The following is a 17,391-nucleotide window of genomic DNA, read 5'->3' as shown; positions in this document are numbered from 1 at the left end:
GAACTCAACGTCCCATAATGTAATTTCCCGGTTGGGCTCGGCTGGCGAATTCCTCTAACGCATCATTTGACGACTTCATCATTTCGTATTCATTTTAACCAAAGCTAAAATCGCTGGAGTTGTTGAAATCCATCTCTCTAAAATCTAGACGTAAGATAACCGATCTGCGTTTCAGACGGCAAATGCCAGTAAACCTTCAAGACTTAAAAAATCTGTAGAATGGGCGGGCCTCTTCCAAACTGCCTCTGCAATTTTCTGAAACTGCGATGACTCTAGGCCTCCAACGTGCGGCGTGAAGGCATCACTGCTTTCTAAATGTTATGTCCCCTGACATATTCGTGCTTGGCCTCTTGGATCTGGCATTTCTATCTAATCGTCGACTAATCGAGTACATTCGCATAGAACACCTGTTGAACGACCGTTGTTACTGCTTTTCGAAACCAAAAGTTGGATTGTTCGCGTTGCTGCGACAGCTTCGATCGATGAATCCTCGATCATTCGTTACTGCGACGAGGCTAAGAATTATATGTAGCCTCGTCGCAATCGCTTCAGTCGCCGGAAGTTAAAGTCCGGCGTTGTTCCCTAAGATCTGTCACCGGTTAGCGCCATGCATTGTCGAACCCACAATACATGTCGGTACGCCAATCTCCGTTGGTGACTGGGAGCATTTTTCGATGCAGGAAACGGGATCCTTTCCACCAAACACACAGGCCGATGATGCTTGTGTAAAACCCGCAATGCATGCTGAAGTCAAAATAAATCTAAAGATAGACCTAGTCATTACGATTCTCCTTAATAATTTTCTAAAATAATATTGATTGCTAGTTTATTATTAAAATATCTTGATATACCAAATAGCAAATTAAATTCCTCAGAATAAATTTTAACCTGAAGAACATATGTGATCACGGGTAGGAACTTATGTTTTATTTTTCTATTTTTCAACTACCTAAAATAGGGAACGATACTCTAGGGTTTGCGGCGAACAATATCAGATAATATCAGGCCTTTGTGATCTTTGGACGAAGAAACATCAAGTTGCAATGAATGTCGTCACAGCTAGCGCGGTCAATGGCGTGAGCCCTCCAATAAAAAGAAATTCATTTCATCTTGGCACCCTCACTGAAAGGAGATCGGCGGAAAACCTGCGCTATGACCGTAGTGATAGAAGAAACCTACAGACTGTTATCGAATTTTAAAGGAGGAAAGACATCGTTCCGAACACCAGTAAACGGGAGGAGACACCGGCCCATGTCCACAGGCGGTACAAAATTGTCTTTTCGCAATTTCTACTAGACATTTATAGGAATATATCCTGTCGCCCAAATTCACTAAAATGATGCTTGTCTCCCCCTACCCGCGTAGGAGGAAAACGGGAGAATTTGAGCTGTACAAGGAACCAGTACAATGATTGCTTCATTTTTAGACGTATCACTTGCATCCACAGTTGTTGGTGAAAAACTTGCATTCAAACGGTCAAGTGAGCTGTGTAGCGACAATAGCTGCGGAACCGCAGCCTGTTCCAGTTGTGGGCAAAGTGGTTGCCTTCAATAGCCCGCTTACGCAGCGCATTGCCTGAGTGGCGCAGTAGCAATCGGTCTGTGTGGGGACCGCAATAGAAGTGGTTAGTACACTTCCGGCTTTTGCACAATTCTAGTCGCGCCAAACGCCACTCAGCTCTGCAAGCACTGACGATTCGAAAGTCTTTTCACGGCCATTTTCTTCAGCTAGCCAAAAACAAACTTCTGGATGGCACAGTGATTGCTGATGTGTACCCTCGGGACCTGGCCCGTTGTCACTGATTGGTTATGAAAGTAGCTTTATTGACTCTCCCTGAGCGAGAGCGTTGAGATCTTTCCGTTTCGACGTGTTGTCTCCTAGCGAATAACCTGCTCATGAGCACAATCCCATGATTTCGATATTTCTCGAAGAAACCCCCGGTCGCTTCTCGTGAAAACAAACAGCCGAATATTCGCAAATCAAGCTTTTTCGACTATATATCAAGGGATCCTCGTCGATCGAATAGCTGAAATCAGGTCGGCGTCGCCAGTTGTTATCTCTGATGACGTGTTGGACGATTTGATCCAAGAATCGTACATGCCAGTTCTTCGAACGTTTTGGGAGCGCATTCTAATCCTCGAGCTTAATCATGCAGATAAGCGAGAAGTGCTCGAAGGGACAACAGAGGAACAGCGTTTTGACTATTTTTGCCGAAATCTCTTGAAGCCAAACAATCTCCACGCGCTTTACACCAAGTATCCGGGCCTTCAAGCCATTTGGCCACCACAATCCACGCTTATCGGAAGGAATCTTATCACCCTTCTGCGACGCATCGAGACTGATCTTCATGAAGTCGTCCGTCAGTTGGTTGGAAACTGTTCAAAACTCGTGGTTCGAAAGATAACCCCTGTAGGTGATTTTCATCGCGGTCTCCAATGCGGAGCTCGCATTGCTTACAAACTGGATCAAAGTGAAATTTTAACGCTCTATTATAAACCTCGGAATTTAAAAACTGATGTTGGATATGGGCAATTTGTCGATTGGTGGAATAAACGAAGCGCAATCACCCATAAAGCTCCAAGGGTCGTCGACAAAGGGAGTTATGGGTGGGTCGAGGCTGTCCGCCATTTTGAATGTGCACCGGGTGGCGCCCATAACTATTACCGACGTTACGGTTCACTCCTAGCGATCGCTTCAGTGTTTGGTTCCACGGATCTTCACATGGAAAACGTTATTGCCCATGGAGAATACCCGGTCATCGTTGACCTGGAGACGCTATTTTCCTGCACACCGACGGTAAAAAAGGACAATCCCAGTTATTATCACTCCTATGCTTCGCTCCTGTTGCCAACTCATGCCGTAGAAGATCAAGTCGAAACAAGCCCGCTAAGTGCTTCGCCGCAAGCGATGACGGATTTGAAAGCCACTTTCAATCCGCAACGGCGGAAGAGTACACTTCGGATGGAAGTGACTCCATTTGTTACAGGAATGAATGAGGCTGAGGTGTGGGAGGATGGTCAGCTAATTGATTTTCGTGAATATCGAGCTGAAGTTATCGACGGATGCCACGAAGCTTTAGAGGTAATTTATCAAGATAAGAAAATTTTCTGTGATGCAATAAGCGCGATTTTCCAAGATGCAAGTGTCCGCGTGATATTCAGAGCAACAGAAGAATATTTGAAAATTATATATAATTCTGGCCATCCGGTCACGCTGCATCAGAGCACAATGCAACGGGACGTAAATGTCCTATGCGAGGATTATTTTGACTACACAGTACTTCATTCAGAGATTACAGACTTATTAAACGGTGATGTGCCTTATTTTGAGGTATCATTTAATGGATGTCATATCCGTGACGGCAAGGGCGCACTCATCGACATTCCTCTCCACCACTCACCCAGGTATAAATTTGAGCATCAATTAGACCGTGACGACACCGAAGTTGCGAAGCTGCTTGCCGAAGATATTGAATACGCTTTTTCCGCATACAACGTACGCATCGGGATGAAAACTGGGCACACTCCGAACATCTCTAAACAAGAGACCACGCCAGAATATACGGCCAGCAAGACTTGGTTTAATGACTGCTCAATCCACGCGATGGACCAGATTAAAGCGAAGATGTGCCGGCACCGCGATATTATATACTGGCGTCAAATCAATGCGTTTGAAGACAAGGCTGTGAGGGCCGGCATCAGTGAAATTTGCCTTTACAATGGGCTAGCCGGTATCGCGTTAGCCTACAACGTTATTGGCGGGCGCGTCGGCCGACCGGACTTCTTGGCGTTAGCAAAGCAGATATCAAAGCAGATCCGCCAGCAATTGACATTTCTGCAATATGCATCACTCGGAGCCTACATCGGTACCGCAGGGACAATTTGGGCACTCTGTGAAATTGAAAAACACAGCTTAATCCCTGTTATGAAGACTTTAGAGACCGAGCTTTCGAAGCTTAGCTACACTTTGATAACCACCGATTACCGGAGTTATTTTCAGATGGATATCGTATCTGGGGTCGCAGGTACACTGGAGATGTTGATCCGCCTACACGCGCTTTTAAGCGAGTATCCAATTTCCGCTGCTATTCAGCGTATCGCCGAACTGGCCTATCGCGTTTTGCTGCGGCGAGCACCAGACTTGATCCGCGAAAATACGCTTATTGGATATGCCCATGGCACGGCGGGTGTTTCCTCTGCGTTAGCCGACTACATGACGCATTTTTCATTTGAGGACCCGCAAGCAAGAAAACTAATCGAATTCAATGTCTTGCGCGAGACTTCGCTAAGGACCGAGCTAGGTTGGCCCGATCTCGACCACGATAATATTCGGACTTCATCGTGGTGTCATGGAACGAATGGTTTCGGGTTCTCGAGGAGATCGATTAGACCATTTATGTCTCAGACCGGCTTTGATGAAGACATGGCTATTGTCAGAAATCGAATTGGTACCCGATATCAATCCTTATGTCTTTGTCATGGACTGAGCGCCGACTATTATCTCGCCAAACTTATGGGTTGGAGTGAGGAGATAACGGTTCTTGATCAACTGCGTGATGAAATTAATCGAGGCGGGTTACGCACGGACTTCGGATTGACAAACTTTGAGATGGTTGGTGCTATGAACGGTGTGAGCGGCGTGTTTATCGGCGACCACATCCTATAGTGGAAGAAAATCTCGGTTATGGCGGTTTTCCCTAGCAATTGTAGTACGCGAACAGAAATCCCACATTCTAGCTGAGCGAATTGAGGGATATCGATCGAGGTCCCCAATCGATATTATTGGTTCGACGGCATTTAGTCTGCAACAGTATACGGTCAAGGCATAGACACATCTCGTCGTCGCGGATCAGGTTGTATTTGAGTGCTATCGATATTTGAGTGAAGCAAATTGATTGTGAAAAAGGAGTTTAAAATGCTATCGAAGAATTACAGCGAAGAAGCCGCCCAGTTTGTAGTGGGGAAGCGAACAACGATAACTGCAGTAACAATCCATTGTACGTTCAGTGAAACGTGCGGAGGGGTTAATTCGGCGGTATCGTGCTTGGATTGATCAGTAAATTTTACTGTTGATCTGGAGAGCAAAATCTACCAAACGCCCCTGTCCTGTTAACAGGGGCGGCAATCGCGATCTATCTCATACCACCCCAAACACATCGGGCGGTGTTTTGAAAAATGTTAACGACGTTTAAAAGCGCATATAGAAGCTGATATCCCGTCATTTTTTCTATCGTAAAGCTGCAACCGGTCGCCATTCTAGTGATGCGCAGCACGTGTTCAGGTTCCCAGATCGTTATCGGGATTAGATGCAATGGTCGGTTATGACCTAAAAGACGGATCGTCTAACTCGTCCAAACACTCTGCTGAACAAGATCGTCCTTTTGAAACACACGCCATCGTCACACGTGAACGCCTTGCTCTCAAGCATATTGTTCTAATTGTTGATGGCTCAGAATCATTCGATACGAGGCCCCTCTGTGCAACGACCTCAAGGTGAAACTACAATTCTATGCAGACAACCGATTTTAACCGTTACGCGGTTGTGATCATGCCATTCGTCAAACCGGCACGTCGGCTCGTACTTGAATTGTTGTGGTTGCCTGAAATTCTTTGATAGTGCCCCGCATAAGAACATGCTTCAAACTCACTGGAAGGTTTTGCCATGTCTTCGCGGATGCTCCTGCAACTCTCCCTCCTTTCTGTGTTTTCCGCCAATATATTTCTCGCAAATAATAATAGTGCGCAAGCGGAAGACCTCGCCTTGAAAGATGCTGTGTCGATGGCCGGCATGCAACTCTTCCTCAATTCCGGCGCACCTGGGTTGATAATCGCCGTAGTGCAGGGAGATAACACGGTTATTCAGGCATACGGGGAGACGGCGCCAGGCAGCAACGTCGAGCCCGACAGACATTCAATCTTTCGCATAGCGTCCGTTTCCAAGGTCTTCGCTGGCGACGCACTCGCAGCACTTGCAGCAACTGGCAAACTCAGCTTGACGGATCCGTTGGCAAAATATGCGCCAGACGGGACTAATGTTGAGAGGAACGGTCGACCTATAACACTTCTTGATTTGGCTACTCACTCGGCTGGTCTACCACGAGAGTTACCAAATCCGGACGTTAAAATCACTGATAATCCGTTTGCAGCTTTCGATCGCGAATATTACTGGAAATGGATCGGAAGTAATCAGCCCGCATACTCGCCTGGTACAACGACGATCTATTCGAATCTGGGATACGGCCTTTTGGGCGACGCCCTCGCTAAGGCTGGTGGCGCTGATTATTCAACTGTCCTCGCCCAAACCGTGATAAAGCCGGCCGGCCTCACTGATACGACGAATGTGTTGGACGAAACTCAGAAACAACGATTGATGACGGGGCTTGACCCATTCGGTAAGCCGGATCCAAACAACCCTGTTCCCGAAATCATGTACGCCAGCGCTGGTATTTACACGACAGCAGACGACATGGCGCGTTGGATGCATTGGCATCTTGAAGGAGCCGCGCAGTCCAAAGAGGCGTTCTTGCTCGATCATACGCTTTGGTTACCCTACGACGGTCTTAAACATGTGGTGGGAACTGAAGTCACAGCTGGCGATGGCATGGGACTAGGCTGGGTTGCCACGATGCCCCGAAACGAAACGCCGTTTCTGCTAGGAAAGAGCGGCGGGCTTGGAGGGTTCATGAGTTACGCAGTTCTGTCGCCCCAACGCAAACTCGGCATATTTGTCGTTGCCAGCCGGGTAAACTTTGGCATGTTCGAAAATATTCATTCACAAGTGCGCGAGTTAGCTGCTGAGCTGGCGCGTTAATCATGCAATCGTCCACAAGATCAATGTCCACCTGCATCGGCAGGTGCTGGACCTTCGCTATTTATCAAAAGATATTCAGCATTGTCGTATTCGGTTCCGCAGCGTCATTTATGGTGACTACGACGAAAGTATCCGCGCAGGAAAAGAGGGATATTTTTAAAACTGAGATTTTTTTAACACCCTATAGCAAATTAGGCGATGCGGGCGAGGCAGACGGCTATCCGCGGCTGAACGGCCAGCTTTTATTTATGGCTGGCTATACTGGCTATTTTGGCATTGATGACAGTAACCACCAGATACCTCGGTCGCACTGGAACAGTTTACAACCGACGGCAGAAGCAGCGCTTGTCTGGCAGCTGTCGCCGCAGTTCTCGGTACTTTCCAAAGTCACCATTGACTCTTCCGAAGAAGCTACGAGGGACAATGCTTTTTCCGATCTCGGTATTGTTCTAAAAAACTTATTTGCTTCGTACACCGGCGATAATTTTGCACTTTATGGCGGCAAAATGGATCTGGGGTTTGGGGACGGCTGGCATGCGATCGATGGCCTCTATAGTGGTTTTACCGACGATTTTGCGTATAAAGGCTCCTTGGGATTTGGCGGTCGTTACACGTTCAACACCGAGAATTGGGGATCTCACTCTCTAGCTGGTATCGTGTTTAAACACGATGACACGGTTCTTAGCCGTCGTCTGAGCCTCAATGACGGCTTTATATTCCCCACACATGATCAGCCGCCCGCCTTTAGCGACGACTTGAACTCTTTTGTGCTGTCTTATGACTTCCGTAATGTTCCGGGCGTTAAAGGCATATCGGGCGGCGTGGACATCGGGCGGCCTTCAGCAGAGCCGGGTTCTGATGAAGGTTCCAGCACGATTTCCGCCCGGCTGCGCTATGATACCGCCTTGTCTGACAAGTGGGGCTTGAGCTGGTTTAGTGAAGCGACCTATTCCACTGGGTTTCGCTTGGCACCTGTTTCCAATGGAAACGCTGTCACTTCAGTATCGCTCACCTATGATCGATGGCAGTTCGCCGCAACAAGTGCAGTGCGCAAACTTTCGGGCAAGGAGGATAAATTGGCACCATACGGCCTCCAGCCCGACGGGGATTGGGGCGTGGCTGGAACCGTTACCTACGTCACGCCCATCGGAATTATCCTGCAAACTGGGCTGGTCCATCAACAAGATCAGACTGTGACTGTCAATCAGGGCGTTTTGCGCCTTGCTTTCCAAAAGGAGTTTTGAACCAGCCATGAGAACCAGAGCGTCGTTCATCGCTATTGCCTTCATCGTCGCGTTTAACTACTCGACTGCCGCCGAAGCGCAGTCTGTTTTCATTCAGAACCGAACCAACCCAGCAGGCGACGTCGTGCAGATTCCCGAGGGGAGTACCGCCAAAGCCCTCAAGGCCTTGCCTGAAATCATCGCTGACGTGATGAAGCGCAGTCAAGTACCTGGCCTGGCAGTTGCTGTTGTCAGTGGTGGGAAGACGGTTTTTGCACAAGGTTACGGCAAACGAGAGATGGGTAAAGATGGGGCGGTTGATGCGGGCACCGTGTTCCAGATCGCCTCAATTTCAAAGTCGCTTTCTGCGACGATTGCTGCAATCGCCGTGACGAATGGTGCTGTTGAATGGGACGATCCGGTTTCCAAACATTTGCCAGACTTCAAATTGAGCAACAGTTATGTCTCGGAGCGCGCGACAATCGGGGACTTTTTCGCTCATCGCAGCGGTTTACCCGGCACCGCTGGAGATGATCTCGAGGACCTCGGCTTTAAACGTAATGATGTCCTTAAACGTTTGAAACTTCTGCCGCTCGATCAGTTCAGAACCTCATATCATTATGCAAATTTCAGCACGACGATTGGAGCAGAAGCAATAGCTGCGTCAATGCATCAGCCATGGGACAAGCTGGCGGATGAAATGCTACTGAAACCGCTTGGAATGACAGCAACCAGTTATCGCTTCTCCGATTTCACTGCAAAAGACAATCGTGCGGCGTTACATGCCTATCAGAATGGCTCTTTCCTGCGATTGGGCTCGCGAGACGCGGACGAGCAGGCCCCAGCTGGCGGTGTGTCGTCCAATGTCGTCGATTTAGCTGAATGGTTAAAACTACTTCTTGAAAATGGTGAGTATGATGGAAAGCGCATGATCGCTGAAGACGCGCTCGTGCCCGCGCTTTCACCACAGTCGTTTAGTGCGCGCGCGCATGATACCTCGTCACGATCGGGGTTTTATGGCTTTGGTTTCAACGTGAACACGGAGCTTGGTGGTCGGCCGTCCATGGGTCATTCAGGAGCATTTCTGCTCGGAGCAGGAACGGCATTCAAGATCGTCCCCTCCGCGGGTATTGGTATTATCGTACTGACCAACGGCGCGCCGGTTGGCGCTGCTGAGTCAGTCGTTGCTCAATTCACTGATAAAGCCCTTTACGGCAAACCTTCTCGCGACTGGTTTGCGGCCTATAATGGAGCGATGAAGGGCTTTTTTACGCCGCAAGGCGACCTGTCTTTCAAAGAGAAGCCAGCAAACCCTTCGCCTGCAAAGCCTCTTGAAGCTTATACCGGTGTTTTCGAGAATCCCTATTTCGGCAAGACTACAATCAAAGAGAGCAACGGAGCGCTAATACTGGTTCTGGGTCCGAAACAAATGGAGTTTCCATTGCAGCATTGGGACGGCGACATTTTTTCTTTCGTTCCAGTCGGAGAAGCCGAACTCGTTGGTTCTCTCGCGTCAATTAGTTTCAAGGTCAAACAGGATCGAGCACAAGGCTTTACTATCGATTTTTATAATAGTGATGGCACAGGTCAGTGGACCAAAACGCAGCAATAGCAGTCAGGATGTTATGGGGCCCAGCATGAAGGCCCCATAATCAGACAATCACCACCTGTAGTGGAGAGCGCCTTTTCCTGCATAGCTGCTGTCTGAGCCGGAAAACTCAGCGTCGAAACCGGCACTGAGCGATAGCCCGCTCTTCCAGAGCATCTCACCTGAAATACCCGCAAGGGCGGTATCGCGTGACAGAGAAGCTCCATAAACCTTAAAATCCGTGCCTTCAAGTTCGGGTATAGATACAGATAAAGCGCGGCGATTGTTGAAATTTCGAAGCCACGCAGCCTTTCCTCGAATAGTGAGGAGCCCATCGTTGAAAGGAAATGATTGGTCAACACGTATGCCGATTTCGCTTCGTCCGACAGTTTCATGTCTCGACGCGAAGCTTAGAGCATAAGCGCTTTGCCCGGCATCGGCGCTTTCTGAATAGGATGGTAGATCGAAACTTACGAACTGTCCTGCAACATAGGGTGCGATACCAATGTGAGATGTCTGAAAGCGGTAACCAGCTTCCAGACGCCCTGACCCCGCCCCCGCATCATATCCAGCATGTAGCCGATCCGCCCCATTCAGTGCAACGATGCGGTCCGTTTCGACGTTTTGCCAACCATAAGCGAGTGCCGCATTGACATAAAGATTTCCGACTTCATGGCGACCGTAAACGCCGAGCTGGAATAAATCTGAATTGCCACTGCCAAGACTGTCGGCAAGGCTGAAACTGCTACGGCTACCCGCTATTGCAAACCCGACAGACGTTTCGGGGTATATCCGATAATCTGCGCCTACAGCCAACCCTGCAGTCTTGCTGACTAAGTCATGGAATCCAACAAATCTGTTCGCACTCAATTCCCGCTCAGAGCCGAAGCCTCCGCCCCACACATTCCAGCGTCCCACAAGAGGGCCAAAAGGCTCTGTTGAGGGCTTGCCCATAAGAGTCGACGGGTCCGTCATTGTTCCCATAAACTGGCCCATTGCGTCCACTGTCGTTTGTTGAATTGCGGTGGCCAATTCGCCAGAAGCAACCGTTAAACCCTTCGAATCTAGTCCACCATAAGCCAGTGGGATTTGGCCGTTTCTTTCAAAGTAGTCGACGAGAGCCGCCGACAAATTGCGTTGGTTTACGTTGAGGCCACTGAGATTGAGGGTCAGATCAAGGTATACATTGTCTACGTCGTAGCTCAAATTCGAGGTAAAGCTAGTCGGCAGGTCAGTTGTCAACTCCTCGCCGAAACGGCTCTCTTTGATCCCACCTACCGCATTAAGGATCGTGTAGCGGCGCATGACATACTTGTCAGCTGCGAAGGTTGCTAATACTGTCGCCCCGCCAAGATCGGCCTCTCCCACGACATTCGCGCGATCGGCGTCTGAACCAGACACCTCAACAGCGTAAATTGACCCTCTAGAGAAGCTCAGATCGCCGTTAACGGTTAACGTTCCGATGGAATTGCCGGGTGCAAGGGTGCCCCCATCCACGTAAGTTGTCGGTACTACGCCGGTTCCGCCCAATTCACCATTCTCATAGATGGTGACCTGTGATGAAGACGCAATCGAGCCATTTACGGCAAGCCTCCCCTCATAAATATTTGTGGCGCCCAAGTAACTGCTGTCGGCAGTGAAATTGGTTGTACCCTCTCCAATCTGCAAAACATCACCAATTCCGGATATTCTTCCTGAGAATGTCATGTCGTTGGAACGGTTGAAGGCGAGTGTGCTGTTGTTAATTACATCCCCATCGATACTGCCAGCCTCACCGAGACCAATCACCAACATGCCAGCTGCAACTGCGGTACCCCCGCTATAAGTGTTTTTGCCAGCAAGCACAGTGATGCCATCGCCGATTTGTCCAAACGACCCTGAACCGGAGATTTCGCCCTTCAATACAACGGTTCCCAACCGATTGACGTTGAACGCCCCGTTGTTCTCGACATTTGCTGCAAGCGTGCCCTGTTCGCTGCCATCGCCCAGTTGCAATGTACCAGATGCAACTGTTACACCACCTCCATATTGATTTCTGCCGGTGAGAATAAGGGTGCCCGTCCCCAATTGCTCAAGTTTTCCATCGCCCCAAACCTGGCCGCCAAAATTCAAGATGTCCAAGCGGTTAAACGCAAGTATGCCATTGTTTTGGATATTTCCGCCAATCGAGCCTGATGTCCCACCGTCGCCGAGTTGAAGACGACCCGAAGCAATCGTCGTCGAGCCTGTATAGCTGCTATTACCAGTCAGAACAGTGGTTCCAACGCCGATCTGCTGTAGACTGCCAGAACCACTAATTATTCCATCGTATTTGATTGTGTCAGAACGGTTGAAGGCTAATACACCGGCATTACCTATGTCACCGATCAAAGATCCTGAAGTGCCGCCATTTCCAATTACTAAAGCACCAGATATAATCTCAGTACCACCGCTGTAGGAATTTGTGCCAGTAAGTACAGTTATACCATCGCCGATCTGACTAACTGTTCCGCTGCCAGAAATACTGCCCGCGAACAAAACTGCATCGGAACGGTTGAAGAGTAAAGAGCCGTTATTTTTGATATCTCCTTGAAGCCAGCCAGTTTTCCCACCGGTTCCCAGTTGAAGGCTTCCCCCGGCGATCGTCGTACCGCCATAATAAGCATTGTCAGAATTAAAAACAGTCGTGCCCGTTCCCGCTTGCACAAATGCACCCGTTCCTATGATGGAGCTTTCGAAGCTGTATTGATCCGAGCGATCGACAACTAATGTGCCATCGTTCAATATACCGCCTATAATCGATCCACCGGTGCCGCCATCGCCGATTTGCAAGGTGCCGCCAGTAATGAATGTTCCACCAGTATAGGTATTGTTACCTGTGAGGGTCGTAACGCCAGGACCCGATTGGATGAGCGCACCCGCACCCGAAACCACTCCAGAATAGTTAACGCCGTCCTTCCTGCTAAAAACGAGGCCGCCATTATTGAAAATATCGCCGATTATCGAGCCTGTTGTTCCACCATCGCCAATTTGCAAGAGGCCGCTTGTAATTGTGGTGCCGCCACTATGGTTGGCATTGCCACTCAAAATAAGTGTACCTGCTCCTTCCTTGTTGAGGCTGCCGCTCCCAGAAATATCGGATTTGAGATGAAGTGTAGTATCAAATAAAGTATCAATTGTGGCCTCATTTGCCACCTCAATGTCGCGTGAAAGACTGAAAGTGCCAAGAGTAGCTAGCGTTGAACCGTCGATTGCAATAGGCGCGACCCCGGGTCCGATATTTTGCGCCGCCACTATAGCAAGCGTGCCACCAAGTATCTCCGTCCGGCCTTGAAAGTTGTTGTTACCAGTGAGGACAAGAATTCCATCGCCGGTCTTTGTGAAATTGCTGTTTGCGCCAACGCCTATTATATCGCCAGCAAAAGCAGTGTCAGCGTCCTGATTGATGGTGAGGCTTGCATTATCAATGGAGACCGTGCCACCGCTTCCAAAGAGCGAGCTCATGGTCACCGAATTTCCGTTGAGATCAAGCAGTCCGCCCGTCAAAGCAAAATCGGTCATGTCAGGAATCGCACCTGGGCTATCGGCCATCATACGAAGCGTGCCCGCTTCAATAAGCGTTCCCCCCGACCAATTGTTCGCAGCGTTTCCAAGCAGCAAGGTGCCGCCGCCTTGTTTGACCAATAAACCCGATCCGGTGATAGCGCCCGACATTCGCAGCTCTGTGCCGTCCATCACGTCGAACGCTGCTTCATCCGCCAATGTCACGACTCTTGCCATTGAGAGATTGCTGGTTGTCTGAAACGAGCTGCTATTGATCGTAAGGCCGTTGCCGGCTGATCCCAAATTGTTGTCAGCCGAGATCTGCAGCGTGCCGCCACTGACTACGGTATCACCAGTGTAGTTGTTTGTTCCGGATAGGATGAGCAATCCGTCGCCTGTTTTCTCGAAACCTTCGTGACCGCTGATAGTAGAGGCAATCGTAGCGGTTTCTCCGGTGAGCACGCGAAGTTCCGGAACAGCGATGGATATGCCATTACCTGAGTATCCCACAAGGTTCAGAGAACCACTACCAGCGAGGGTGTAATTGCCATGGACGAATTGCAGACCAACAGCGGTCTGCGCTCCGTCTAACGTAACGGTACCCCCGACACCTCGGAAGACTGCTATGCCGCTACCCCAACTCGATCCGGTTCCGCTGCTACCACCAAGCGGATCAAGCCAATTTTGTTCGCTTCCAGACCAAGTTCCATCCCCACCATCAAGTGCGGTAGCGCTTCCTCCCCAAGTTTGGAGAACATTCAACCCGTTTGGCTGAACGAGGAGATCAACCACATTGGGCGCATAATCAAAGGTATAGGAGTAACCGAACGGGCTGCTGTCGGGTTTTTCGCCCACTATCAAACCGTCGTTGGTAGTTGTAAGCGTTCCACTGTAGCTCATCAGCCGGTGATAGCCGATCAGCCCTGTGTCTGACGTACCAATGACATTCAGCGTTGCCCCATCCAGTTTCAAATCGCCTTCGATCTTTAAGGCAGCGGCCTTACTCGAGTTAGACGTCCCAAGGTTAAAATTAAAACTTGCACCGTATTTCAGATCGAGATCGCCATTGATCGTTAATGGCGTTTGCAACCCGGCTGCAATTGTACCGCCATTTTCCACGGTTGTGTCGCCGAGCGTACCTGAACCGATGAGATTGCCACCGGCTTCAATCTTGACTGTGCCATTGAGCGCAGCTGCTCTTTTTAACACGACGGTACTGTTGGAAATACTGGATTGCCCGGAAAACCCCGCCAAGCCTTGTCCGTCTATCGTGGTAGTACCACCCAGGAAGTTAATCTCTCCAGTCCCTTTGACGTCGGTGTTGAACCCGTAGTCGTTGCGGTTATGATTAATATTGAGCGTTCCTTCACTGCCCAAAACTACATTTGCCTGAACTTTTCCAGGTGCCATTGCGTTTTGTCCTGCAGGCGCGCCGATATTCACTACGCCCTGTGCCCCGTTTTCTCCAACCCGTATGATGTTGGTGTTTGGTGCATGTCCGATCGTTGCGCCATTTGAGACCGTTAGAGAGCCATCGCCAATAGAACCTACATTGATATGCGCAACGTCGAGTACCGATCCCACTCCATCGACCAAAAGCGTAGCTATATCGCCGCCCGGATTGCCTGCCCCGATCTGCATGTTCTTTCCGAAAACCGCGCCACCATCGGAGATTGAAAGGCGACTACCTATATTTGCCGAGCCGTTAACATGCAGGACTGCATCCTGCCCGCTTACCGCGAGCGCGTTCTGAGAACCGGCGATGATTGCGGCTGTACTTCCCACCGATAAGTCGCCGTTGACAGTCACTCTGCCGCCATCCGCAATCGTCAGCGTGTCGTTGCCAAATCCAGAAACACTTAGTGCGTCATTGACTTTGAGGCTGCTATTTGCCCCCTCTATCCTGAGCATGGCCGTATCGCCCTGAGATGACCCGATTACGACATTGTCTGCCTTTAACTGAGAATTGGTGGACAGCACCAATGTTCCGCCATGCACACCAAGGTCCCCATCAAACGTTTGCGATGATCCAGTGAGAGACCATGTGCTATTGTCGCGCTTTTCTAGCGTGTTGAAGCCCTGAAATCTTGTTTCGAAGCCGGACAGATCGAATTGCGCGGCTTGCGCGCCACCAAAAGCCAGCGTGTTAGAATTCGATGGCTCGGCCTTCACGTTGCCTTTGAAACTATAGCCGGCGCCGAGTACCAGCGTGTTATTGCTGCCGGTGAACTGAACTGCATCGGCATAAGTCCCATCCGTGTTCTGTCCTCCTGCGATTGCACCAGCATTATAAAGGGTTGCGCCTTCGGTGGAAAAAAAGACGCCAACGCCCGCAGTCCCGTTGCGCCCGTTCGTACCAGTATACCACCAGCTCGGTGGATTGGACGATGTCGTGGGGGCTTTACCGCCGGCCCCTCCACTTCCACCTGAAATTGTGGCTCCAGACAAGTTGTTAACCGTCGCGCCTAGAGTTCCCGTATTTATCGAGATACCAATTCCACCATCACCGCCATCGCCACCATTGCCACTTGTATCTGCGCCACCACCACCGCGCCCCCCGTCTCCCCCTGTGCCACCGATGATTGTGCCAGAATTGGTGACTATTTGAGAACCACTGATTGCAGTAATGCCGTTGCCGCCACTGCCACCATTGCCGCCATCCGAAGCCGTATTACCACCAGCCAGACCTGCGCCACCATGTCCGCCAGCACCACCTTCTATTTTAACGCCGTTTGCAATCACTAAGACGGACTGTCCGGAGACACTGATAGCGTCTCCTCCTCCGCCCCCATCACCACTGCGCCCCCCGCCCGTGGTCAGCGTGTCGTAGGGTGCACTTGGAATAGAAATAGGGCTGGAACATTCGATCTCGCCTTCATCGTCTTCACAGACCATAATGCTGCCGCCGCTATTTTCATCGGCATGTTGCCCCGAGATCCCTCCGACCCCGCCTTGACCACCGGCGCCACCCAGAACCAGACTTCCGCTCTCAACGGTTAGATCATAGGCCGTAGCAATTCCAATTCCACCACCGCCGCCGCCGCCACCGCCGCCACCGCTGCCTCCTTCACCAGGCGTGACAGTGAACACATTCCAGACGACGACCCCGTCGCCGCCTTGACCACCCGCGCCGCCCGCGCCGCCAGCACCCCCGATGATTGTTTGGCCGACAAGAGTTTTTGCTGGTGCGGTTAAAATCACACCAGTACCACCACCCCCGCCTCCGCCGCCACCGCCACCGGAGGCGCCGTTGCCGGTTGCAAAAGCACTTTGTCCTTCTTTTCCGATTTCACCGCTCCCCCCGGTTCCTCCGTCAAAAGCTTGGATCAGTGAATAGTCGGAAATTGTGGGACCTGAATACCCAATGGCACCATTGTTACCCGCTCGACCGCCTTGCGCACTTCTCGCACCTTCACCGCCGTCTCCGCCACCAGTTATCGATGCGTTCCTACCGTCATGTTTGCCGCCGGCAGCGCCACCAGCACCACCACCACCACCGCCGCCACCGGAATTTGCTGTCGAGCCCGCACCTTTCCCGCCAGGATTACCTTTGGCATCAAAATGCGAAGGTGGGGTGCCTTCAGCGCCGCCTGCACCGCCACCGCCGGACGTTTTCTGTGCGAATGCTGTCTGGGTCAGAGATGTGCTCGCGATCACAGCCGCAACTCCGACAAACGCAAACCATGCGGGTCCAGATAGACAAGAGCTCACGTAATGGTCCCTTGAGCGTCGGCCAATCTTGTATATGCGATAGTCTAGACTGCCCGATTGTCCTAGAAGCTTTGCACCAGTCTTTCCGATCAAGGTCAAGTTACGCATTCATGGTCCCCGAGAGCGTCATCATCAGAATGCAATTTTGCTTATCTCAGCAGTTATACAAGCCCATTCGGATGAACCGACACTCCGGTTGGCTGAAACGACATTAACCAGCTTGAGAACAGCGAGATTTCACCCCTCATCAAAGACAAGAACTTGATGAATACCTTGCTGCCAGCACAACGAATCCTGACTCAATGAAACAGGGACTGCTGATGAGATATTGGCTCGACCTAACAGAAAGATGGCGATCAGCGCCCAGATGTCTTCGGGGGAGACCTTATGTCCTTGAACTCAATTGGTTAACGTCAGTCGCGGCTAGCGTGTCATGCATTGGCCCCGCCATGAGTTTCGTGCGAATTGCTTTAAGCAATATAGCTAGATGGAGGCATTCAAGATTATTCCACAGCGTCGCGACGCCAGGCAATAGAG

The 17,391-nt window shown here is 50.4% G+C and carries 5 protein-coding genes; 4 read left to right on the top strand and 1 reads right to left on the bottom strand.

All coding sequences use genetic code 11. From position 1 onward, the window contains the following. Positions 1 to 1,950 precede the first annotated feature (1,950 nt). From lanM to QSJ70_RS13950, 4 genes are all read left to right on the top strand, one after another. The gene (lanM, locus tag QSJ70_RS13965) at positions 1,951 to 4,665 is read left to right on the top strand and encodes a type 2 lanthipeptide synthetase LanM (RefSeq protein WP_285537207.1); all 2,715 of its coding nucleotides are present in this window, start codon (positions 1,951 to 1,953) and stop codon (positions 4,663 to 4,665) included. Positions 4,666 to 5,661: 996 nt separating this feature from the next. After that, positions 5,662 to 6,810: a D-alanyl-D-alanine-carboxypeptidase/endopeptidase AmpH gene (gene ampH, locus QSJ70_RS13960; protein WP_352231004.1), complete on the top strand. Its 1,149-nt coding sequence runs from the start codon at positions 5,662 to 5,664 to the stop codon at positions 6,808 to 6,810. Between the two features lie 2 nt (positions 6,811 to 6,812). Further along, positions 6,813 to 8,054: a hypothetical protein gene (locus tag QSJ70_RS13955; RefSeq protein ID WP_285537205.1), complete on the top strand. Its 1,242-nt coding sequence runs from the start codon at positions 6,813 to 6,815 to the stop codon at positions 8,052 to 8,054. 7 nt (positions 8,055 to 8,061) lie between these two features. Then, on the top strand, positions 8,062 to 9,645 hold the full coding sequence (locus QSJ70_RS13950) for a serine hydrolase (protein WP_285537203.1): 1,584 nt from the start codon (positions 8,062 to 8,064) through the stop codon (positions 9,643 to 9,645). Between the two features lie 48 nt (positions 9,646 to 9,693). On the opposite strand, the gene QSJ70_RS13945 is transcribed toward QSJ70_RS13950, so the two are convergent. Next, entirely contained in the window at positions 9,694 to 16,800 is a 7,107-nt protein-coding gene (locus QSJ70_RS13945) for an autotransporter-associated beta strand repeat-containing protein (RefSeq protein ID WP_285537201.1), read from the bottom strand. Positions 16,801 to 17,391: the final 591 nt, after the last annotated feature.

Source organism: Brucella sp. NBRC 12950 (genome assembly GCF_030268145.1).
In the GTDB taxonomy this organism is placed as follows: Bacteria; Pseudomonadota; Alphaproteobacteria; order Rhizobiales; family Rhizobiaceae; genus Brucella.
This window is presented reverse-complemented; position numbering and strand designations above follow the sequence as displayed.